This is a genomic window from Caproicibacterium sp. XB2 (assembly GCF_044880635.1).
GTDB classification, from domain to species: domain Bacteria; phylum Bacillota; class Clostridia; order Oscillospirales; family Acutalibacteraceae; genus Caproicibacterium; species Caproicibacterium lactatifermentans.
In genome coordinates, this window is sequence record NZ_CP173227.1 from 427727 (window position 1) to 450379 (window position 22653).

The following is a 22653-nucleotide window of genomic DNA, read 5'->3' on the forward strand; positions in this document are numbered from 1 at the left end:
AAAGAGGTGATTTTTTATGGGCGCAGGTCAGGTAATTATTATTTTGTTGGCTGTTCTGGGCCTGTGTGCCCTGATGCAGCTGATGTTGCATATGCTGTACCGCTCTGGCAAAGATTTTGGCACACTGGTACTGGTACTGCATCTTTCTGGGCACAGGGAAGATATTGAGTATGAGCTGCGCTGTGCCCGCGACCGCCTGCGTGAAACGGAAGGATTTGAGCAGAAGCGCCTGCTGTTGGTGGACGACGGCATGGACAGCGAGACACGGGAACTGTGCCGGTGCTTTCTGTACAAAACGCCGGGCGTATCCTACTGCAGCAGGGAGGAATTTGCAAATATGCAGGCATTGCAGTATACTGAAATAGATTAAGGAATGTCAATCCGGGGCCGGAGGTAGAAAGAGAAATGGAAGCGCAGACGCTGCTGGAAATGACGGGTACGGTTGAACATATTACGTTTCGCAATGAGTGCAACGGGTACACCGTACTGGAACTGAACAACGGGGAAGAGCTGGTGACAGTGGTCGGTTCCATGCCTACAGCGGAGCCGGGAGATGAGCTTCATGTAGTGGGACAGTGGACGGAGCACCCCTCCTTTGGCAGGCAGTTCAGTGCCAGCATTTATGAGCGAATGCCGCCCGCGACAACCGAGTCCATTCTGCTGTACCTTTCGTCCGGTGCGGTACGCGGAATTGGGCGGGCGATGGCAAAAAAAATTGTCAGCATCTTTGGCAGTCAGTCCCTGCAGATTATGGAACGGGAACCGCTGCGGCTGGCTGAAATCAGTGGCATTTCGCAGCGAAAGGCGGAACAAATCGGGCAGGAGTACCGAAAAAAGCTTGGCATTCGTGAGGTGATTCTGGGCCTGAAAGAATTTGGCATGAAACCGGAGGAATCTGTACGGATTTACCGCACGTTCGGTCCAGATTCTGTTTCTCAGGTACGCAGTGACCCGTACTGCCTGTGTGAAGACGACGTGGGCCTCAGCTTTCAGCGTGCGGATGGCATTGCTGAAACGCTGGAGCATCCAGCTGACGACCCATGTCGTGTGCGCGCAGGCATTTTGTATGTTCTGCAGCATAATGTAAACAATGGACATACCTGTCTGCCAAAAGAAAAACTGCTGCCGACCGCCGCGCGTATGCTTGGCCTGCCGCAGGAGCTGCTGGATGAGGTCTTTTCACAAATGGTACAGGAGGGCAGCGTCATTATCTGTACCATACAGGACCGTACTGCCGCTTATCTGCCGCGGTTGTACCGGGCGGAAGTGTTTGCGGCACAGCGGCTGCAGATGATGATGGATTACCCCTCACAGCCGATTCCCGATGCACAGCAGGCAGTGGAGGAGTTCGAAAGCAAAATCGGCATTTCCTATGCAGATGAACAGAAAGAAGCTATTATTACCGCTTTGACGCACGGTATGCTGGTCTTGACCGGCGGGCCGGGCACAGGCAAAACGACCACCCTGAATGCAATTATTCGTATTCTGCAGGCAAAAGGGGAAAAGGTCCTGCTGGCGGCACCGACCGGCCGTGCGGCTAAGCGAATGAGCGAGCTGACAGGAGAAGAGGCCAAAACACTGCACCGTTTGCTGCAGGTGGAGTGGGACGAAACAGACAGCCCGACTTTTGCCCGCAATGAACAGAAACCGCTGGAGTGCGATGCACTGATTGTTGACGAACTTTCTATGGTGGATATTTCCTTGTTCGAGGCATTGCTGCGGGCGCTGCCCATGGGCTGCCGGCTGGTGCTGGTAGGCGACTGTGACCAGCTGCCCAGTGTCGGGCCAGGCAATGTATTGGGGGATCTGATTGCTTCCGGAATGCTGCCGGTGGTGCAGCTGCAGCGCATCTTCCGTCAATCCATGCAAAGTTTAATTGTAACCAACGCACACCGCATTTTGGCCGGTGAAATGCCGGTACTTAATGATTGTACCCACGACTTTTTCTTTATGCAGCGCTCCCAGCCGGAACAGATTGCGCAGACCATTCGGGACTTGTGTGCGGTGCGTCTGCCGGCAAGCTATGATTTGTCGCCAATGACGGATATTCAGGTACTTTCGCCGACAAGGAAAACCCAGCTGGGCACAGTACAGCTCAATACGCTGCTGCAAAATGCCCTCAATCCGCGCGAACACGGAAAGAAAGAAATCAAGATAAACGGCCGTCTGTTCCGCGAGGGCGATAAAGTTATGCAGACGAGAAACAACTATACACTGACATGGGAAAAAGAGGACGGCTCCGAGGGGGAAGGCGTCTTTAATGGAGACATTGGTATTTTAAGGCAAGTTGACCGCGGCGGTTCCACAATCACTGTGGATATGGACGGCCGCATTGTTTCTTATGAATTGGAAACGGCGACAGATTTGGAGCTTGCTTATGCACTGACGGTCCATAAAAGTCAGGGCAGTGAGTTCCCGGCAGTCATCATGCCCATGTACCCCGGCCCGCGGCCGCTGTATTACCGCAACTTATTTTATACAGCGATTACCCGTGCACGCAAACTGTTGATTTTGGTTGGCACCCAGCGCACAGTGCAGATGATGGTGAGCAACGACCGCCGTATGCGCCGCTACTCTGGTCTGCGCGATTTCCTGACGGGAGAGGCTGTTCCCAATGATGCATCCTGAGTGGTCCTTTTTGGCGGACCTCTTTTTTCCACCGTGCTGTCCATTTTGTGGAAAGGTTATTCGTCATGGAGAAGAAACCTGTCCGTCTTGTGCGGACCTTCAGCCGAAACTGATGAAAAAGGCACTGCCGTTGAAAAATGGCGGTGCACCGTTTTGCTATGCAATTTATGTATATCAGGGAAGAGTACGGGACGCTATCCTGCGGATGAAGTTTGCAGATGAACCGTCTGTGGCGCCCTTTTTTGGGCGGAAATTGGCACAGCAGCTGCCGACAGAAGTTCAGCCGGACGTTGTTACAGCGGTGCCAATGTCCCGCCTGCATAAAAGGAAGCGCGGCTATAATCAAAGCGAGCGTATAGCCCGGGCGGCGGCCGCGGAATTGGGGCTGCCGTATCGGACACTGCTGTATAAGGCAAAGAAAAACCGTACCCAGCATCGGCTGTCGGCGGTGGAACGGTTCCGCAATGTGCAGGGCGTTTTTGCGGCAAAACCAGCTGCGAAGCAGAAACGAATTTTACTGATAGATGATATTGCCACTACGGGTGCTACCTTGGCTGAATGTACGCGTGTACTGCTGCGGGAGGGTGCACAGAGTGTACTGTGTGCGGCAGTTGCCCTTGCACCAGAACCCGACAGATAAAGCATTGAAAAAAGCACGGGTTTATATTATAATGAACTGTACAAGGATAAAAGAATACATATTATTCCATATTTACCTGCAAATTTCTAAAGCAAAATAGGCTCGATTTTAAATTAGAGAAATGGATGTGGTCATGTGCTTGGTATCGATATTGCAGTCGACCTTGGTACATACGCGATTAAAATTTTTGTAGCCGGTAAAGGCATTGTCGTAAATGAACCTTCTGTTGTAGCAGTTAATCGGGAAACAGAAGAAGTGATGGCGGTCGGCAGTAAGGCATTTGCCATGCTGGGTCGTACCAGTGACAACGTAAAGGTTGTTCGGCCGCTGGTGAAAGGCGTTATTTCCGATTTCCGGTGGGCCAGCTATTTGGTGGACTATTATTTTCAGCAGCTTGGCAGCGGCCGGTTCCTGCATTCCCGTGTTATGCCGCGTGTGGTGGAAAGTGTGCCCTGCCAGATTACCGGTGTGGAGCGGCTGGCAGTCAACAAATCCATTATCAGTGCCCGTGTGCGCCGGCTGTATTCTATTGATGAACCGGTTGCAGCGGCAATGGGCGCGGGTGTTGATGTTGCGAATCCGCACGGTGCACTGATTATTGATGTTGGTGCCGGCGCCACGGATATGGGCGTTATTTCGCTGGGTGGGCTGTCGATTGCACGCTCTATTAAAGTGGCAGGTTTTGCCTTCGACCAGGCAATTATTCATTATGTACGCAATAAATACGACCTGATTATTGGGGAACGTATGGCGGAAAGCTGTAAGATTGCGGTTGGCGGCGTTGCGCAGCGGCCGGAACCGCTGACCTGCCGGATTAAAGGCCGAGATGCCAACACAGGCCTGCCCGCATGGGTGGATATCACTAGTGAAGAGCTGGTTGCGCCAATGCTGGACCCCGCAACGGAGATTGCGCGTGTCCTGCAGGAAATGCTGGAGAAAACACCTCCGGAACTTTTGGGGGATATCTATATGGATGGCATTGTTATGACCGGCGGTACTTCACAATTGTATGGCCTGAGTGATTTGATTGCAGATAAGGTAAAAATGCCGGTTCATGTTGCGTCGGACCCAGCCACCTGTGTGGCGATTGGCGCGGGACAGGCAATTGAGTTTATCGATGCTGCCGAACATAAAGTATATGGTGTGATTAACCCTTTGACAATCGTTTACTAAAAGAAAAGGCCGGCAGGAAATATTATTTCCTGCCGGCCTTTTCTTTTCTTTTATTTTTCTGCAGCTGTCTGGCGGGATTTATAGCGGTCCACAATCAAATTTGCACACTGATAGACATTCCCGCCGCCCATAGTGAGAATCAGGTCGCCGGACTTTGCGTGTTCCATCACATAGTCGGCGATTTCCGGGAATGTTTTACGGTAGACAGCGCCCGGTACCTTTTTCACAAGGTCTTCCGCATAGATGTTGTATGTGTTGGTTTCACGTACAGCCAGAATTTCGGAAATAATCACATGGTCAGGAATGGTCAGTGCCTTGGCAAAGTCGTCCAACAACAGCGCCGTGCGGCTGTAGGTGTGCGGCTGAAAAACCGCCCATACATTGTGGAAGCCCATGTGCATAGCAGCAGTCAGCGTAGCGGTCAGTTCTGTGGGATGATGGGCGAAATCGTCCGCAACGGTGACACCTTCATATGTACCCAGCATCTCGAACCGGCGGTGCACACCGGTAAAGGCTTTCAGGCTCTTTTGCAGCTGTTCAGCCGGAATGCCCATTAGGTCACACACGGCGTAGGCAGCCAGTGCGTTATAAATGTTGTGCTTGCCGGGAATGGAGAGCGTAATTTCATTGATGATTTTTCCGTCCTTCATGACATCAAAACGTTCCCGTGCGGCTTTGGTGTCCTGAATATTGACGGCGCGATAGTCGCAGTGTTCCCCCTTGCCAAAAGTGATGATTTTGGCATGCGTCAGGCCTTCGACTGCCTTGCGTGTGTTGGCGTCATCACCGTTGACAACCAGTACATCGGAGGTTTGCTTTGCAAACTGACGGAAAGAGTGGATAATGTTGTCAACCGTCTTAAAGTAATCTAGATGGTCATTGTCAATATTCAGGATAACTGCAAGGTAGGGGTGCAGCTGCAGAAAAGTGTTGACATACTCGCAGGACTCGACAACAATTTTATCAGAGGAACCGGCACGGCCATTGGTGCCGGTTTTCGGCAGATTGCCGCCAATGACAGCGGATGGGTCCGCTCCTGCATCCAGCAGAACAGAGGTAATCAGTCCCGTGGTGGTCGTTTTGCCGTGTGTGCCGGACACACAGATGCTTTTAGGGTAGCGGCTGGTTACCATGCCCAGCAGAACGCTGCGCTCAATGCAGGGAATGTTCAGCTTGCGGGCAGCGGCCAGTTCCGGATTATCCGACTTGATAGCTGCCGAATAGACGACCAATTCTTTTCCCTGCACATTTTCCGCTTTTTGTCCCATATATACCGGAATGCCATAAGAGCGAATGCGCTGCAGGGTATCGGATTCCGCGTTGTCAGAACCGGAAACTTCATAACCGCGGTGAATGAGAATTTCTGCCAACGGGCACATGCCGCTGCCGCCGATGCCGACAAAATGGACTTTTTTAACCTGAGAAAGTATATCGTGAATCTCCTTCATGGGAATGAACAACTCCTTTAAATATGTAAGCGGGAAACATGGATTGCGAACATGGTCAAAAACCTTTCTTATCATAACCATTTTCCACCCTTTTTGCAAGCTACAATCTGCAGGAAAATGCGGTTTTCCTATTTCCGCTGGGCACAATCCTTCTGCTGTTTCCATACTATGGTACATGAATCTGGAGGGAATCCGTTATGAGAATTAATAGTAGCAGTTTTGGTATCCTGGGCGGCGACCGGCGGCAGCTTGCTCTGGCGGAATCCATCGCTGGCGATGGATTCACGGTTGTGACCTGCGGATTTGAGAATGCAGAATTTTTAGATACAGATATCAAAAAGGCAGACCTGCGCCGTACAGCAGCCATGTGCGGTACACTGCTGCTGCCCCTGCCGGTCACGATTGACGGCAAGAATGTAAAAGCCGAATACGCTGAGTATCCGATTCCACTGGACGAAACTTTTGTGGAAGCACTGGAAGGACACCGGGTGTATGGAGGAATGCTGGGGCGCGCACTGGCCGCCTGCCCACAGTTGGAGGACGTTCCTATGGAGGACTACTATGCAAGGGAGGACTTTGCCCTGCGCAACGCGGCCGTTACGGCTGAGGGTGCGCTGGAGTTTGCTATGCGGGAATATCCAGGCACGCTTTGCGGCAGCCGCTGTCTGGTGGCCGGTTTTGGGCGCATCGGCAGCCAACTGGCACCGCGCCTGCGGGCGCTGGGAGCCACGGTTTCCGTGACGGTTCGCCGGTCAGAAACAGCCGCGCTGGTGGAGGCCGCCGGCTGCCGTCCTGTGCCGATTGAAAAGCTGGAGGACGGCGGTAGCTATGACATTGTATTCAATACGGTTCCGGCACTGATTTTTACCCGCCATGTGCTTTCGGCTTTTCCACACGGTATGCTTCTGATTGATTTGTCTTCGTCGCCGGGCGGTGTTGATATGCCGGCAGCACAAAAATTAGGGTTGCGCGCGCTCCATGCGTTCTCCCTGCCGGCAAAGGTGGCACCGCGTGCCGCAGGAGAGATTATCAAACAGACGGTTTATCAGATGATGAGGGAGTGAGAGGAGTGGGGAAGACTGTTTTAGGGTTCGCCATGTGCGGCTCTTTCTGCACATTCAGCCGTGCTTTGGAACAGATGCGTGTTTTAAAGGAATTGGGATATGAAATTCTGCCCATTATGAGTGAAACAGCAGCCGGCACGGACACCCGCTTTGGAAAAGCCACTGACTTTTTGCAGCAGGTAAAGGACATTACCGGAAGGGAACCGATTCGCACGATTCCGGCTGCGGAACCAATTGGGCCGAAAAAGATGGCGGACCTTTTGGTTATAGCACCATGTACAGGAAATACGCTGGCGAAGCTGGCAAACGGAATTACCGACACAGCGGTTACCATGGCAGCAAAGTCTAATCTGCGGGTGCACCGTCCGGTTTTGTTGACCATTGCAACCAATGACGCGCTGGCGGCCTCCGCACAAAATATCGGTCGTCTGCTGAACGTAAAATATGTGTATTTTACACCTTTCCGGCAGGATGACCACGAGAAAAAACCATCTTCCGTGGTGGCGGATTTTACACTGCTGCCGCGGGCGGTGGAAGCGGCACTGCACGGCCGCCAAATGGAGCCGATTCTGCTGGCACCAGTCAAAGATGGATGTACAACCTAAACAAAGAGAGCATGACAGGGGGCGGCGGACAGTATCTTTTGTCGCTGTCCTTTTTTCTATTTGCATGGTGGAACCAAACACACATTTTTCTTGTATTTTTTGCCGGATTCTGTTATACTATATTTTGTCTGCGAATGCAGAAAAATTTTTTTAATTCGCACGCTGTACGCTGTGTGGAGCGGTGTCTGCCGGTCGGCAGATACTCTGCACGAAAAGCGCAGCGGAGGAATAACCAAGGAGGAAACAAATTATGTCAGTCGTATCTATGAAACAACTGCTCGAAGCCGGTGTCCATTTCGGCCATCAGACCCGTCGTTGGAACCCAAAGATGAAGCCTTACATCTTCACCGAGCGCAATGGTATCTACATTATTGACCTGCAGAAAACCGTTCGCAAGCTGGAAGAAGCTTACAACTTTGTCCGTGAGCTTTCCGCACAGGGCAAGAGTGTGCTGTTTGTCGGCACAAAGAAACAAGCACAGGACTCTATCCGCGAGGAAGCAGAGCGTGCCGGCGCTTTCTATGTGAATGCCCGTTGGCTGGGCGGCATGCTTACGAACTTCCGTACCATTCGCCGCCGCATTGACCGTTTGAATCAGCTGCAGGCTATGAAGGAAGACGGTACTTTCGACCTGCTGCCGAAGAAGGAAGTTGCCAAGCTGACACTGGAAATCGCTAAACTGGAAAAGTTTATGGGCGGTATTAAAGATATGAAGACTCTGCCGGGTGCCCTGTTTATTGTTGACCCGCGCAAAGAGCATATTGCTGTTACAGAAGCACGCAAGCTGCATATCCCGATTATCGCTATTGTTGATACCAACTGTGACCCGGACGAAATTGACTATGTTATCCCGGGCAACGATGATGCTATCCGTGCGGTTCGTTTGATTTCCGCGACGATGGCCAACGCCATTCTGGAAGGCCACGAGGGCCAGCAGGGCAAGGACGGAGAAGACAAGGATACGGCTGCACAGGCCTCCAAGGCTGCTGAAAAGTAAAATTCCTTTTTGGAACCGTTTATTTTCTCAATAATCAATCGGAGGATGAATCAATATGGCTTTTACAGCAAAGGACGTAAAAGAACTGCGTGATAAAACCGGCTGCGGCATGATGGACTGCAAAAAGGCACTGACCGCTTCCGACGGAGATATGGAAAAAGCGCTGGATTTCCTGCGTGAAAAAGGACTGGCAACTGCAAGCAAAAAAGCGGACCGTGTTGCTGCTGAAGGCATGGCTTTTGCCAAGGCCAGTGCAGACGGCAAAACCGGTGTCGCTGTTGAAGTAAATGCAGAAACCGACTTTGTGGCTAAGAACGCTTCTTTCCAGGAGTTTGTCAATATCTGCGCGGATACCATTCTGAAGGAGAATCCGGCAGATGTGGATGCTCTGATGAAGTGCAAGGCTGCTGGCAGCGACCAGACAGTCGATGAAATCCTGAAAGAAAAGATTTTGACTATCGGCGAAAACATCAAGGTCCGCCGCTTTGTCCGCATGGAGGGACACGTTGCTTCCTATATTCATGCAGGCGGTAAGATTTGTGTTCTTGTCAACTTTGACACGACAGATGAAATTGCTGCTAAGCCGGAATTCGCCGAAATGGGCAAGAACATCGGTATGCAGATTGCTGCTATGAATCCGCAGTTCCTGGACGACGCCCATGTTCCACAGAGCGTTCTGGACCGTGAAGCAAAGATTGCCCGTGAGCAGGCTGCTGAATCTGGTAAACCGGACAATGTCATTGAAAAAATGATTACCGGCAAGGTGAAGAAGGCTCTCAAGGAAATCTGCCTGGTTGACCAGGAATATGTCAAGGAGAGCAAAACCTCTGTCAGCAAGTATGTTGCTTCCGTTGGCAAGACTTTGGGCGGCAAGATTGCAATCAGTGATTTCGCCCGCTTTGTAACAGGTGAAGGCATTGAAAAGCGCAAAGATGACCTTGCAGCAGAAGTTGCAAGCATGGTAAAATAAATTTTTGTCTCTTGTGCAGAATAAAAAGGGTACCCGGTGCTGCCGTTACGGCAGCTGGGTGCCCTTTTTTGTTGGGTGAAAACGGGGAACAGCAGTTTTGCACCAAAAATGGTGACATAGTTAAAAAGCTGCTGTCAAAATTTTAAAGCAAACAAATCATCTCATCAGCGGTGAAGCAATTTCAGCAAAAAACGACGCAGCGGCGGCAGCCGGCGACAGTCAATATAGCTGACCAGCCACTCCGGCTTTATTTTTTCCAAAATCGCCTGCGGCACCTGATAATTGGAGGGACTGCGCTGCGTTTTCAGCTGTATTTGCAGGTCATGAAACTGACGTGCTGTAAACTCTTCATTTGGAAGCAAGTGCGTGTAATTCTGGGAGGCATAGTGCAGAACACAATACATATAGTCGGCCCAGACACTGTATTCGGTCAGCCATACGCAGTCGGCCGGTACTTTCAGTGTCAGCAGGATACTGCCGCTGATTTTCCCGTTTGTACAGCCTTTGTGCCCCCTTAGATAGCCGAACACCGGTGCTTCGCAGTGCAGACCCAGCAGGTGAATCAGTCCCTGATAGGCGGCCTGAAGCCGCAGGTTCCTATGCGCGTGGTAGGTGCGGCCCTGCTGCAGTATTTTGAGGACTGCCTCAGATTGATAGGTTTTAATAATCAAGATGTTTGGTCCTCCTTTGGGCCACCGGGCAGGGCGGCAACTGCCCAGTGATACAGGAATGTGTCAATCTGTCCGTCTCGCCCGGGTTTCAGCAGGTATTGGCGCAGCAGGCGGCTGTCATCAAAGCCGGTTGTGCCATAGTAGGCTTCTGCTATGCCGCCCGCAATACAGCCAACGGTGTCCGTATCACACAGGCAGCTGAATACATTCCGAATGCAGCTTTCATAGTTGGTGCTTTCCAAAAAGCAGGTAAAAGCCAGCGGCATGGTGGCTTGGCAGGTAAGACGAATGCGGCTGAACGGCCGGTGTACAGCCAGCGGAATGGATAGGCAGTAGCCGTATCGCTTTTGAATCGTGCGGCGAATCTCCGATTTTTGAAATCCTTTTCGTGCGAGAAAAACACCGACGGCAGCGGCTTCAGCGCCCTTAATGCCTTCCGGGTGGTTATGGGTGCAGGCGGCGCTTTCGGCGGCCTTGGCCTCTGCTTCTTCCAGAGTATCGTAAAATTCACCGATAACACCGGCACGCATGGCGGAGCCATTGCCGCAGCTTAGGTAGGGACGCCGTGCGGCGGAAGTGAGCCAGTCCTGGAACATAGCGCCGTAACCGGCGTGCGGATACCGTTTTCCGAAGGTGTGGTATGCGCTGGAAAAGCTGCAGCCGTTTAAAATTGCGTATTTGCTGGCAACGGTCATAACGGTGTCGTCTGTATAGCGACACTCCGGAACGAACAGTTTTTCCGTGCGCCAGTTAAAGCCGGAGGGACGGCTGAACTCAAAGCGGGAGCCGGCAATATCCCCCAGAATAGAACCAACCATTTCTTTTTCCCCTTTGCAGGACGGACTTCGTCTGCTGTTTCTTCTTAGTATACTGGATTTTTGTAAAAAAGAAAAGAGGGATTGCTTTTGTAGTGCTTTGCTGGAAAAAACACAAAAAAACGGCGGAAAGCTTTTCGCCTTCCGCCGTAAATGGTGTCGACCTTACAGAGGCTGAACGTTAGCAGCGCGGGACTTGCTGCTGTTCTTCGGATCAGGCTCGATGTCATAAGAAACCTTCTGGCCTTCGGTCAGAGTTTTGAATCCTTCGCCGAGGATAGCGGAGAAATGTACGAATACATCGCCGCTGCCGTCGTCGTTAGAAATGAAACCATAGCCCTTAGCTTCGTTAAACCATTTTACTGTACCAGTGTTTGCACCCATTATTGAGGTACCTCCTTGACAAAATTGACTAGTTAATTAGCGTCTGTATTTCTCTGCAAAGAAAAAAACACATGGACCGTAAATCAAAAACGAACGTTGATTTACAATACCATGTGAATCAAATCGTGCTTTAAAATACTGGATTTACTATACCACGTGTTTTAACATTTGTAAAGCCTTTTTCATAAAATTTGTAAAAAGAATTTGCGACAAAAATTTTCAAAAAAATAGTTGACAATACAAAAAGCCTGTGATATTATATATAAGTCGTCGGCACGAAGGGCGAATAAGATGCGAGAGTGGCGGAATTGGCAGACGCGCATGGTTCAGGTCCATGTGAAAGCAATTTCATGAGGGTTCAAGTCCCTCCCCTCGCACCAAGATAGAAAGTGCGGTTTCATGGGATTTTCCCGTGAGGCCGCATTTTTTCTGCCTTTTTGAGTACAGAATGCTGTACTTTAGTACTCGCATCAATACCACGAATACACCGTTTTAAACATCAAATGCAACTCGAATTCTGTTCTGACACCGCCGGGGAGGTCGGGACAGGGTTTTTTTGAAAAAATACATAAAAAATGCCCTCAGTGGACGGCTTGAAAACAGTTGCCTGCTGGGGGTTACTTTGTATTACCTCTAATGTGAATATTCACCACATATTTTTATCTTGTGTGGACGGGGCCTCATAACTTAGAGCCCGCGAAAAAATCCCACCGGAATATTTCCGATGGGCTACCCGTATTCGTTTGTGCCGAAGCGTGCGATGGTGAAGTCTTTGCCCCAACGTTTTATGGCCTGTGCCAGCGTATAAGCGCTTTATGTCAGCATGGTATGGTCCACCCTCCTTTGACAATATAGGAAGCGGTAGGGCGCACCATAGCCGCCAGCCGCAGCCAATAGCGTGAAGTATCGGGGATGATCATGCCGGACAGCTGCACAGCATTCTAAGTTGCCCAAGCAGGGTCATGTCAACCATAATATGCCACCTTATTTCTTGAACTTTGCGAGGATAACACGGTTTTGGTCGGAGAGCGCCGCCGCAACCGCGCCCTCCCTTTGCTGACGCGCCGGATGTACCAGTGCATTTTTTTGCTTAGTGAGCATAATAGCGTGCTTAAGCATCATGCTGCCGATTCCCTGCCTTGAATAATCAACATTGACTCCAAGGCGATCAAGATATAATGCTTTGCTATGGGTGTTTTCCCATTTCACATAACCTTCTCCGGCATTTGATTCACACAATGCGAACGCTGCAACTATAATGTCATGCTCCTCGACCAATAGATAAAGGCGATTATTTTCAATATCATCGCTAAAAAACTCGCATGGATAGATATCGTCCCAAATTGATATGTTGTTTCTGTTCATATTATCAATTATGTTTCCATACACAGCTTTGAGTTTCGGTAAATCGCTAATATTAGCCAATCTCAAATTCAAATTAATTCACCTTCTCGTCCATAAACGGAAAACCGTAATATGAAATATTTTAACATACCGACTTATTCAAAACAAGCCGGTATGCTATCGTGTCCATGACCATGGCGGCAAACCGCGCATCCGCCGTCGCATCCGGGGGAATGTCGTACTCCGTGGGTTTCTTGACGGTGGATGCGTTCGGATAGACCAACGAAGGGAACAGGTCGGGCCGGTTGCAGAGCGTGGACATGTACATCGAGTACACGCCGACCTGATCTTCGTTCATAATGGAAATGGGAAGATGGGACAAATCTTCCTCAAGTTTCAGGTGCATCGTGACCTTGCCGCTGGGTCAACAGCGTGTCGCTTGAAAACAGTCTTTTTCGGGATTTTCACCTGTGTGCGATCAGCTTTTACCGCCTCTTTTTGCACTCTGCAGATAGACTCTTTTAATACAGGGTCGGCACGTCCCTCCTTTTGGGCATGAAAAAACCCGCCACAATAGGCGGGTCAAATCTGAAATTATGTGATTTTTAAAGAGAAATATAGCGTACTGCCAACGAGCATGACGGAAACGACCGGGATTATAAAGCAGAAAATGTAAGCGAGTACCTTTGAAAAATCTCCTTTTTTATAATATTGGTTGGCTCCGAGATTAAACAGCACATTGAAAAGGAGCATAGCTGCCGAAACTCGAAACAGATAGGGAGCTTTTGCATTCCACGAATCGGGAACCCAGGTGCTTGACCAATGGGTCGGTAAAGGGTCGGGGAGCTGATTCCAAAGAAATAGGCTTAAAATCAAAGGAATGACACAAAGAATGGATGTAACGATAAGCAGCGCTTTCCAATGCTTCAATTCTGGATATGGCATAAAAACACCTCGCAGTGATTTTTTCCATTATATCACTCTCGCATGAAAAACAGAATACACGGATAGACTATTTTGTTACTTCCTGCGGCTTGGCGGTCATGACGCGGTGCAGCTCCGTGTCTTTCTGGAAAAGGTCCACAAGCTTGGAGGATCATGTCTGCAACTTTTACAATAGGGAAAGTATCCCACCAAACCTGTGCTTTTTGTTTGACAAGACATACTCTTATATTTGCCATGTCCTGAGTGATTTTCGTCTCTTACTGCTTAATTTGTTTTTTGAACTTGGCATTTTAGAGCTTCCGCAAGAGCCGGAAGAATAGTTATATCCGGAAAGCCTTCACCGATTTCCTCTGTTTGTCCCTGACTGTCCGCGGAAAGTGGAATTTTCCTTTCAACTGCAGTATTTATGCGTTTGTGCCAGATAGTTGGTATGCCTTGTTTCCAGAATTTTGACTAGAACATATAGGGCGGCGATTAGTATTAACGGATAAATAACATTGACTGTGCATAAAAGCATTTTACCCATAAAAATTCTGATGAGCAGGATAGCGGCAAAGGAGAACCCCACAAGGCAGCCAAACAGAATCTTATATTTCCATAAGTTCATATCAAACGAGTTTCTGCTGATAAAGTAGAAAATCATGAACGCGGCAGGCACGCAGCAGGCGGTAGATAATGCAAAGCCCCATGATACAGGCATTTCCAAAGTAAGATTGTTCCATCCTGTTTTTATTCCTACCAGTATTCCAGCAGAAATAAATTCATACAGGAACAGGATACCAATACCGGAAACTAAAATATATGACCATTCTAACGCTTTTTCGTATTTTGTTTTTTGCCGTCCACTTTTCATGAGTTCATCACAAAATGTTTTGTAATTCTCCCCGACAACATTTCTTAAATCGTCATTTCGCACCTGTGCCTCCAAGGCCATTCCAAGTAGCTCTTTGCGAATGATTTCAATGTCGTATTCGCATAGATTTCCCGAATGGAGATAAACAATAATATCTGTTAATAATCTGTCGTTCTCCTTCGTCAGTAGCTTATCTTTTTTGTTATTTTCTTTTCTAAGCTCTTTTTCCAGATTCATATTACATTGCCTCCCAATTCAATATTTTATTGACTGATATAGAAACGCGACCCCAATATTTTTCAAAGTCATGCAAATAATGAACGCCTTCCGATGTAATGGAATAATATTTTCTGTTTGGCCCCAGCGGAGATGACCGAAATTCAGATGTAATATAGCTTTTGTTTTCCAATCGGATGAGTAAAGGATATATTGTACCTTCCTTTATTTCATCAAAACCAAAAGAACGTAAATTCTCCATTATCTCATATCCGTATGTCGCTTTGAGGCTGGTAATCTTTAAGATACAGCCCTCCAATGTTCCCCGCATAAGCTGTGATTTGTCAAACACTTTACCACCTGCTTTCAACTACATTGCACTGCATAGTAGGATAGCTTATTGTAGTGCGGATGTCAAGTCCTTTTAGCCTCGTTTCCTGACCATTACCACTCTGTTGACTGTCTGTCTTTAGACTATTACTTGTTTCCCTATAGAACTTGCCCATTATATTACCTCTTTTTTTAAGTTGCATATATGAAAAAGCCGCTATTCTGCGGCTTTCAGGTGCCCGGAGAGGTCAACGGAATACGTGTTGAACACATCGTCCGGTTTCGGTTTTTAATTGGGTGGACAGAAACTTTTCGATAGGAAAAGCATTGTGGGGATCATAGTCGGACAGGTACTTGTAGTTCGGATGCTTTGTGATGTCGTACTTGTCCGAAAGGAAGAGCCGGACGCCGCGAAGCTGGAGAATGCACGTACCGCTGAGGAAGATGGTACTGTCGCAGTTTCCAATGATCGTGTCGGCGTTGTCTTTGTACAGGGCCTTGAGCTGGCTCTGCGCCTGCAAAACAAGGCAGGACGAGATTTCACGATTGCGGATGGTGGCAGTCAGATTTTCAAACTTGGGGATCTGCCCAATGTTGGCAAATTCGTCGAGCAGGCACTGGACATGGACGGGCAAGCGCCCGCCGTACACGCCGTCCACCTTTTCGCATAACAGGTTGAAAAGCTGTGTATAGGCCATCAAAACTAAAAAATTAAAGGTGTCATCGTTATCTCAGATAATGATGAACAGGGTGGTCTTGCGGTCGCCCAGCGTGTCCAGATCCGACTCGTTATAAGCCGCCAGGTCACGCAACTCCTGAATGTCGAACGGGGCTATTCTTGCGCCGCTTTACTGTCTTGCCAGAGACGAATTGTCAAGGACTTTTTTATCAAAATATAAAGCCCTGCAACGGCATAAAAGCATTGCCGTTACAGAGCTTTGTATTTGTGTATTTTTATTTGTAGACCTAGCCAAACCTATAGACAGTTAAAAACTCAGCAGCAACAGGGTATAGGCATAATGAACAATCAAGCTTATCTCCGAAATGTTCAGTTTGCCCATAGCACTAAACCGCTATTTTGCAAAGCGTTCCTTGATCTTTGCATATTTCCGAAGCGCTACGATTGCATTAACCGCCTGCTCAGCAGTTGGATAAGCAGGAATTCCGTTATCTCTCAGTTTTATAATAGATTTGCTGCATTCTTCGCCGCCCTGACACTCCATGATAAGTGGCTTGCCCAAATGCTTATACTGTTTGTAAATATCGATATAAATATCCGTCACGGCGTCGACGTCCGTTACAGCGGTAGGGCAGATGGAGCCGTATACGCAACTGACATTCGGGTCGCAAATTGCCTGCGTGATAGCGCCCTTATACTGCTTTGGAGAAGCGGTTCCTGAGATATCGACAGGGTTGAGCGGTGAGCCAAACATCGGCATATAAGCCCGGATACGGTCCACAAGCATGGGTGAGATGTCCTTCAGCTCCCGCATCGGCATGCCGCATCTTTCAAAGTGGTCGCAGGAAAGCAGGCCGGAACCGCCTCCGTTTGTAATCATCACGACGTTATCGCTTGTTAGCGCAGGTTGTAATCCGAGAGCCAGCGAAATATCAAGATATTCCTGCCATGTTGTCGCCCGAATGGCACCTGCCTTTTCAAAGATTTTATCATAGTATTCGTCATTTGTACCCTCATTTTCAGATGCCGTATGAGCAAACGCAGCCTTGACACCAATCTTTGATCCGCCGACTTTTATCGCGACGACAGGTTTGTATGGTACGACCTCGTTGCAGGCCTTGATGTAAGCCTCAGGGGAATCAAGCCCTTCAATATATGTTGCCAGGCATTTTGTCTGCTTGTCATCCTTGGCATACATGATAAATTCGGAGAAATCGACATCCGCTTTGTTCCCAAGGCCTACGAAAAAGCTCATTCCGTAATGAAGCATCTGGGATGTACCCAACGCCGCCAGCAGGTTGGCTCCCGACTGTGAAATCATTGCCACCGGGCCCTTCACCGGAAGATAAGGAATAAAGCCGCAGTTAAAGTGCAGATACGGACTCCCCATGCCGACGAGATTAGGACCTATCATCGGAAGCTTATTAGTGCGGCAGTATTCGGTGAGGTTATTCTGCATATCACCTCTTCCAATTTCCTTGAATGCACTGGTAGCAATAACTACCATTTTCGCTTTTTTAGCAACTGTTTGCTCAAGGATCATTTTGACAAGATGCGCCGGCACTGCGACAAATACCAAGTCCACCGGCTCGGGAATGTCGGAAACGGTCGGATACGCCTTCAATCCCGCTATGTAGTTGGCCCTGGGATTGACGGGAAAGATTTTTCCTTTGTATCCCCATTTCTGAAGGCCTTCAATCACTTTATAACCGACCTTGCCTGTATGCCTTGAGGCACCGACAACCGCAATAGAGGAAGGGTTCAACGCATATTTCAAGTTGTCAACAACATATTTGCGCGCATTCTCGATTTTCATTTACTTTTCCTCCTCTTTGCTTAGAAAGCGGCAGGCACAATTATTATTTTTAACTGTCCTGTCTTCAAGAAAATCATCGGTGAAAACGCACTCTTCCCAAAGGTCGTCTTTATTATCCAGCCTGCAGACCCATCTTCTGAATTGCCTGTCGCTGTCGGCTTCCAATACGGTTTCAATCTCGCTGTAAGAATACAGCTTTTCTCGGAGTGCCTTGATATCGGATATCTCGTTATAGGCCCAAACGGATATATCATAGAACGAATCCGTAAATTCAAGCACCGTATTGAATTCCTTAATCTTCGACAGTTCGTCCGCTATTTCGGCCTTGCGGACGCACGGGAGATTCTGGAACGTACGAATTACAAACATATGATTTGTAAGCCCGAGGTTGGCATAATCCAGATAGAACAGAGGAAGAACAGTACGTTTGTCCTCGACAATCGATTTGATGCCGGTGAGCATATCTTTAGGATCAAGCCCGGAAATCTCCGACAGTACATTGAAATCATAGACCTGCTCCATTGGTCTCTTGGCATTCAACGCCGCCACTATTTTGAGATCGGTAAGATCCATTTTATTCTGGATTTTCGCTAACTTTTCGAGCTGCCCGTCTCCGAATACGCACTCACGGTAATCGTCATCCGGTGCATCCCACATGTTGATATGACTTTCTCTCAAGTCTCTTCTGACCGGACAAAGATGCACGTACTCGACTTCGGGATTATGCCTCCACGGCTCAATAACATCGGAAAGCAGATTGTCCAATACCCTCATATGATTGCCGTTGAAGAAATCAAAGTCGCCTTTTGTCTGATACCCTGTGCAGATATCATCTTTATTCTGAAACCAGTTGGCCAATTTTTCTTTTGTTTCCGGAGAAGTGCCATCGTGCAGCTTTACGATCCAATAATACAAGCCCCAACCGCTGACCTGAACAGCCGGATTCATCACGAACATAATCAGGCGATCCTGATACATTCGCTTCATCCGTTTGATGATTTCGTCCTTACTAATTGAAAGGGTTTTAGATAGGTATTCCATGTTGAAAACCTCAGGATGAATCTGATAGGACGATTTGGCAATGTTGTAGGCACTTAGCGCTGCACTGTCCAATGCATCCAAACCGGGTTCAAGGAAGCCGATACCTCTTGGATTGAAAAAATACTTTTTCATCCATTGCTGTGACTCGTCCGTGCCAAGCAGATACTTTTTGCTTTTTTCGGGACTATTCATAAATTTGACCTCCTTTAAAAGGATCTATTATGGTAATCCAGATTTGCGGCATTTATCAGTGTGCCACATTTTCAGGAGTACACCCGATTTAAATTAAATAATTTTTGGCTTGATTTTAGGGAAAATGCCTATTTAATTATGGAAGATTAACATAATTATAGTATTATCGCTCAAAGAAATCAATAGTAAGCTAAGCATGTTTTTTGCATAATTTTATATGTTCCAGCTCTACTAATAGCCTTTCCGCTCTTCAGCCGTAATTCCACGTCTATGAATGATGTCGTTTTATTAAACGGCAGATTTGTGGAAAGGAATATGCTCCTTTACATGATATATTCAACTTGCCCAGCGAAAAATTACCATATACCGTCGCTGTGGTCCAGAGAATAGTAGGCTTTGTGCCGATATGTCCTTTGGTGGTAATCGTTTTCCTGACGAGTAGCTTAAAAGAAAGGCTTCGGTAACTTCGTCGCTGACCTCAACGAAACAGTCCTCATTGAGAAACGGATAATGCTTGCGCGGATTGATGGTGGGCATACGGCAAACCTCCAGACAGCTTAAAACTGTCTGCCTCGTTTGTTTATGTGATAGGGCAAATGTCCTTCACTTGGTTAGCCCTAAAACTTATGTTCTGTGGAGCCGTGTTTTCAAAAAAAATCTTTACACTTCTTTCGTACCGCTTCCCAATATCAGAATAGCTTAGTCCGTCCAGAGTAAAAAGTGGAAAACGTTGGCATTGAATTTCCATGCATGGCTTCTTTCCGATAGAACCAATCCTCCGGTGTTTCGTAGTAGCTCTGGCTGCACTCATAGGCGGCAATGTATTCGTCAAACTCGCGTCCGTCCCAATGGCGGCGCTGTTTGTGCTTGGTTTGGTCAAGATATTCATAGACCTTAACGGATACTTCTACGGACAGAACTTATCCGTCAATTTTTATGGTTATCTCCATAACCGTTCCTCCATTCGGATTTTTGGGTCTGAATGGGGGAACGGCAACGAGGGTCTATATATGTAGCTATGCCCGACTGAAATTCATTAAATCTCAATCGGGCATAGCTGTATTTTTGTATTTGGCCGTAACAAAAAGTTACCGCATTACAGGCAAATTGTGATAATATAGTCCTTTTTCAATTGGACAGTTTTTGAAAGCATTGAAAACATGGCAATCCTTCTACGAAAAAGAGCCGACAACCACGAGTATCATTCTCATTGGTTATCGGCTCTGTGTCTGTGCGTCTGGCTCTTGGATAACTGACATATCATCTACGTTCATGGCACACCTCCAGATTGATTCCTATCTTTTAAACATAAAAAGAATGATTGTTACAAGGCAAAACACAAGTGTTCCAATCGAAAGTAACCCATGAAAACTTGCGTCTTTTTCGCCAGGACCGAATTTCATCCAAAGTCCACATAGCATTGCACACGCAATCAAAAGAATTGAAATAATACCCATACTTTTCATAATAATTAGTTCTCTTTAAAGACCGAAAATGTTGATAAGTGAATGAAACAAAGCATCTCTTTGTACTTTATCCATAATGTCGATGCCGGTATATTTCTTAAAATCAGTTGACCGATAAAAAACCACTTGAGAAAATGACGTTAGTTGATAAGCAATAATTCTGCACTCTGTTTCTGATTTCCTGTCACCAAAGCAATCCTTAATCATCGGAAGAATATAGTATGGTTCCTCAATCTCACGTTTCAACAAAGTATAAGGAATCGTTGCCTTGGTAAATTGTGAATACTCAATGGTTATATCAGACAATTTTATTAAGAAATCAATTAGTTTTTGCTTGGATGGGGTATCGCCGTTCATAATCTCCTTTAACTGAATTCCTCTTTCTTCTATCAGACGATTGACTGCGGTATGCACAAGTGCATCTTTAGAGGTGAAGTAATAGTTTATCATTCCTAAGTTTGCTTTGGACTCTGATGCAATTTGCCGTGCCGTTATTTTGCTTGCATCATTTGTTTCAAGCAGCAACTTGACAGTTGCTTGAATAAGCTGTTCTTTTACGCTCTCGTTTTCCACAAAAAGCTCCCTCCATACTAAACACGTTTAATACGCGTTTAGTATATCGCAAATAAACATCTATGTCAATGGGGGAGTATAAAATTTACATTTACTTTGAAGCATTTTAATTACAAAGAACGTGCAGGGTGGCGGCATGGGGGGTGATTTGCGGCTATTTGTGGTTCCCTAAGGCAGGCTACCAACAGGGATAAATTCCCCTTTTGCCGTATCCTCGGCGCGTAGAACGGCCTTTTTCACCGCCTTGATTTTGGTCCTCATATCGTTTTTGTGCTCCGTTGGCCTTGCGTTTTCTGCATAGCCTTAATAAACTCGGGCTGGTCATTTTTGGAGTAGTCCGCGATAGCGCGGAGCGTATCGGAAATGAGGGTTGTCACAACCTAGGCGTTAATGCGGTGCTGGGTGGGGCAGCGCGTACCAACGGAGGTTTTGCTGTACGCTCCGCAAGTGTACTGCGGAATATGCTTACCATTGCTGGTGCGGTGGACGTACATTTTACCGCCGCCGCCTTTTTGAATAAACGCCATAAGGACACTCACATCAAGGCAAAGGCTGTACAGCAGAACGTGTTTCTGTGTACGGCCTTTCTTTGTATCTGCCGCTGATTGCAACCAATATAAAATAAAAGGAGCTGCCCACAAAAGGCAGCTCCTTTTATTGCTTTTGATAATCGCCGCGGGAAACAACAGTTTGATAACCGATGGATGAAAACCGTCTGCCAAGGCAGAAACGGCACTGTCCGCTGCCCTCATCGGTACAGATTTTATTGTTGTAAAGCATATATTGCTTCCGCACAGAAGTGGGAGAGAGGTTCGGCATAATGACGTTGGCACCGGAGAGAATGCCAAGTTCTCGACCCTGTGGGTGAATGGTGCCAAGCGCTGTTGTGGCGGGCAGCAGGACGTCCGGCAGCATCAGACGAGTAAGGCTCAGCAAAAACAGGCACAAGTCCAGCCGGCCCGCCGGATAGTCACGGAACGGCGTGTCCTTGTGAGGAATGAACGGTCCCATACCCACCATTTCCGGCTGAAAGTCATAAAGAAATGCCATATCCTCCGCAAGGTCTTCTGCAGTTTGGTATGGAGAGCCAATCATCATGCCGCAGCCGGTTTGGTAGCCAATTTCTTTGAGTTCCCGCAGGCACTGCATTCGGTGGTCAAAGGACATCTGTGCAGGGTGCAGCTTGCCGTAGTGGGCTTTATTGGCCGTTTCATGGCGCAGCAGATAGCGGTCGGCACCCGCGTCAAAAAGCTTCTGGTAGCTTTCACGGCTGCGTTCTCCCAGCGAAAGCGTAATGGCACAGTCAGGGTAAGCACTATGAATGCTGCTGACAATATCTGTCATACGGTCGTCATTAAAGTAGACGTCCTCGCCGCCCTGCAGGACAAAGGTGCGGTACCCATATTCGTACCCCGCCGCACAGCAGGCGAGAATGTCCTCTTTGGTCAGGCGGTAGCGGGAAACGGCCGTGTTGGAGCGCCGGATGCCACAGTAAATGCAGTCATTTTTACAGATATTTGTGAATTCGATAATGCCGCGGTAAAAAATCTGTTTCCCAAATTTTTGGACGGCAAGTGTCTGGGCAAGCGTGCGCGCATATTCCTGGTCTTCCGCCGTAAAGGTGGACAGAAGTGTGACCCATGCTGTCCGCGGCAGTGCTTTTTTTTGGTTTAGATTATCAATTCGCTCCCGATTTGTCATGTCCTGTCGTACTCCTTGTTTTAACAATAGCCATATCCTCCAGTGTGCAGGATATGGCTATCGTTCCGAGTAGCAATGCCCTGCTTTCGCCTCAATTTTGTT

The 22653-nt window shown here is 47.9% G+C and carries 22 protein-coding genes, 1 tRNA gene and 2 pseudogenes; 9 read left to right on the top strand and 16 right to left on the bottom strand.

From position 1 onward, the window contains the following. The first annotated feature begins 16 nt into the window (after positions 1–16). The 4 genes from ACIHKT_RS01955 (at position 17) to ACIHKT_RS01970 (ending at position 4441) form a co-directional block, all read left to right on the top strand. On the top strand, positions 17–370 hold the full coding sequence (locus ACIHKT_RS01955) for a hypothetical protein (protein ID WP_086035247.1): 354 nt from the start codon (positions 17–19) through the stop codon (positions 368–370). A gap of 35 nt (positions 371–405) precedes the next feature. Then, positions 406–2628 (top strand): ATP-dependent RecD-like DNA helicase, encoded by a 2223-nt coding sequence (locus tag ACIHKT_RS01960; protein ID WP_086035248.1) that lies wholly within the window; start codon positions 406–408, stop codon positions 2626–2628. Then, a complete protein-coding gene (locus ACIHKT_RS01965) occupies positions 2615–3268 on the top strand; it encodes a ComF family protein (RefSeq protein ID WP_086035249.1) in 654 nt (217 codons plus the stop codon). Before ACIHKT_RS01960 ends, ACIHKT_RS01965 begins: the two co-directional genes overlap by 14 nt. A gap of 135 nt (positions 3269–3403) precedes the next feature. Then, entirely contained in the window at positions 3404–4441 is a 1038-nt protein-coding gene (locus ACIHKT_RS01970) for a rod shape-determining protein (RefSeq protein ID WP_086035250.1), read from the top strand. Between the two features lie 50 nt (positions 4442–4491). Here the strand turns inward: ACIHKT_RS01970 and murC are convergent, their stop codons facing one another. Beyond that, positions 4492–5889 carry a UDP-N-acetylmuramate--L-alanine ligase gene (murC, locus tag ACIHKT_RS01975; RefSeq protein WP_086035251.1) on the bottom strand — a complete coding sequence of 466 codons (1398 nt, stop codon included), beginning with the start codon at positions 5887–5889 and terminating at the stop codon, positions 4492–4494. Between the two features lie 197 nt (positions 5890–6086). Here murC and ACIHKT_RS01980 point away from each other — a divergent pair, with 197 nt between their 5' ends. The 4 genes from ACIHKT_RS01980 (at position 6087) to tsf (ending at position 9525) form a co-directional block, all read left to right on the top strand. Beyond that, positions 6087–6953, top strand: a complete 867-nt coding sequence (locus ACIHKT_RS01980; RefSeq protein ID WP_236849673.1) for a dipicolinate synthase subunit DpsA — start codon at positions 6087–6089, stop codon at positions 6951–6953. Between the two features lie 5 nt (positions 6954–6958). Continuing rightward, positions 6959–7558 (top strand): dipicolinate synthase subunit B, encoded by a 600-nt coding sequence (locus ACIHKT_RS01985; protein ID WP_274379838.1) that lies wholly within the window; start codon positions 6959–6961, stop codon positions 7556–7558. Between the two features lie 250 nt (positions 7559–7808). Then, on the top strand, positions 7809–8555 hold the full coding sequence (rpsB, locus tag ACIHKT_RS01990) for a 30S ribosomal protein S2 (protein ID WP_086035253.1): 747 nt from the start codon (positions 7809–7811) through the stop codon (positions 8553–8555). A gap of 55 nt (positions 8556–8610) precedes the next feature. Then, positions 8611–9525 carry a translation elongation factor Ts gene (gene tsf / locus ACIHKT_RS01995; protein ID WP_174193471.1) on the top strand — a complete coding sequence of 305 codons (915 nt, stop codon included), beginning with the start codon at positions 8611–8613 and terminating at the stop codon, positions 9523–9525. A gap of 164 nt (positions 9526–9689) precedes the next feature. On the opposite strand, the gene ACIHKT_RS02000 is transcribed toward tsf, so the two are convergent. From ACIHKT_RS02000 to ACIHKT_RS02010, 3 genes are all read right to left on the bottom strand, one after another. Further along, positions 9690–10196, bottom strand: a complete 507-nt coding sequence (locus ACIHKT_RS02000) for a hypothetical protein (protein ID WP_174193469.1) — start codon at positions 10194–10196, stop codon at positions 9690–9692. Beyond that, on the bottom strand, positions 10193–11014 hold the full coding sequence (locus ACIHKT_RS02005; RefSeq protein ID WP_174193466.1) for an ADP-ribosylglycohydrolase family protein: 822 nt from the start codon (positions 11012–11014) through the stop codon (positions 10193–10195). The genes ACIHKT_RS02000 and ACIHKT_RS02005 overlap by 4 nt, the downstream gene beginning before the upstream one ends. A gap of 162 nt (positions 11015–11176) precedes the next feature. Continuing rightward, positions 11177–11395, bottom strand: coding sequence for a cold-shock protein (locus tag ACIHKT_RS02010; RefSeq protein ID WP_086035256.1), 219 nt, complete (start codon positions 11393–11395; stop codon positions 11177–11179). A 293-nt stretch (positions 11396–11688) separates the two neighbouring features. Here ACIHKT_RS02010 and ACIHKT_RS02015 point away from each other — a divergent pair. Continuing rightward, positions 11689–11775, top strand: a tRNA-Leu gene (locus tag ACIHKT_RS02015). A 604-nt stretch (positions 11776–12379) separates the two neighbouring features. Here the strand turns inward: ACIHKT_RS02015 and ACIHKT_RS02020 are convergent. From ACIHKT_RS02020 to hydE, 12 genes and pseudogenes are all read right to left on the bottom strand, one after another. Continuing rightward, entirely contained in the window at positions 12380–12832 is a 453-nt protein-coding gene (locus ACIHKT_RS02020; RefSeq protein WP_404352656.1) for a GNAT family N-acetyltransferase, read from the bottom strand. Between the two features lie 49 nt (positions 12833–12881). Further along, positions 12882–13145 (bottom strand): hypothetical protein, encoded by a 264-nt coding sequence (locus ACIHKT_RS02025; protein WP_174193457.1) that lies wholly within the window; start codon positions 13143–13145, stop codon positions 12882–12884. Between the two features lie 188 nt (positions 13146–13333). Next, positions 13334–13684 (bottom strand): DUF1648 domain-containing protein, encoded by a 351-nt coding sequence (locus ACIHKT_RS02030; RefSeq protein ID WP_086035258.1) that lies wholly within the window; start codon positions 13682–13684, stop codon positions 13334–13336. Between the two features lie 391 nt (positions 13685–14075). Then, positions 14076–14774 (bottom strand): hypothetical protein, encoded by a 699-nt coding sequence (locus tag ACIHKT_RS02035; RefSeq protein WP_404352658.1) that lies wholly within the window; start codon positions 14772–14774, stop codon positions 14076–14078. A 1-nt stretch (position 14775) separates the two neighbouring features. Beyond that, complete coding sequence (locus ACIHKT_RS02040) at positions 14776–15105, bottom strand: PadR family transcriptional regulator (RefSeq protein ID WP_086035261.1); 330 nt, start codon at positions 15103–15105, stop codon at positions 14776–14778. A gap of 195 nt (positions 15106–15300) precedes the next feature. Further along, a pseudogene (locus ACIHKT_RS02045) lies at positions 15301–15928 on the bottom strand (type IV secretory system conjugative DNA transfer family protein); the annotation flags it as partial. A 228-nt stretch (positions 15929–16156) separates the two neighbouring features. Further along, on the bottom strand, positions 16157–17578 hold the full coding sequence (locus ACIHKT_RS02050) for an acetate--CoA ligase family protein (RefSeq protein WP_086035262.1): 1422 nt from the start codon (positions 17576–17578) through the stop codon (positions 16157–16159). Further along, complete coding sequence (locus tag ACIHKT_RS02055) at positions 17579–18811, bottom strand: AsnC family transcriptional regulator (RefSeq protein ID WP_086035263.1); 1233 nt, start codon at positions 18809–18811, stop codon at positions 17579–17581. It lies immediately after the preceding gene. A gap of 336 nt (positions 18812–19147) precedes the next feature. After that, entirely contained in the window at positions 19148–19348 is a 201-nt protein-coding gene (locus ACIHKT_RS02060) for a hypothetical protein (RefSeq protein ID WP_174193455.1), read from the bottom strand. A gap of 944 nt (positions 19349–20292) precedes the next feature. Beyond that, on the bottom strand, positions 20293–20850 hold the full coding sequence (locus tag ACIHKT_RS02065) for a TetR/AcrR family transcriptional regulator (RefSeq protein ID WP_086035265.1): 558 nt from the start codon (positions 20848–20850) through the stop codon (positions 20293–20295). Between the two features lie 284 nt (positions 20851–21134). Further along, positions 21135–21353 (bottom strand): annotated as a pseudogene (locus ACIHKT_RS02070) (DNA recombinase); the annotation flags it as partial. Between the two features lie 151 nt (positions 21354–21504). Next, complete coding sequence (gene hydE / locus ACIHKT_RS02075; RefSeq protein WP_086035266.1) at positions 21505–22551, bottom strand: [FeFe] hydrogenase H-cluster radical SAM maturase HydE; 1047 nt, start codon at positions 22549–22551, stop codon at positions 21505–21507. Positions 22552–22653: the final 102 nt, after the last annotated feature.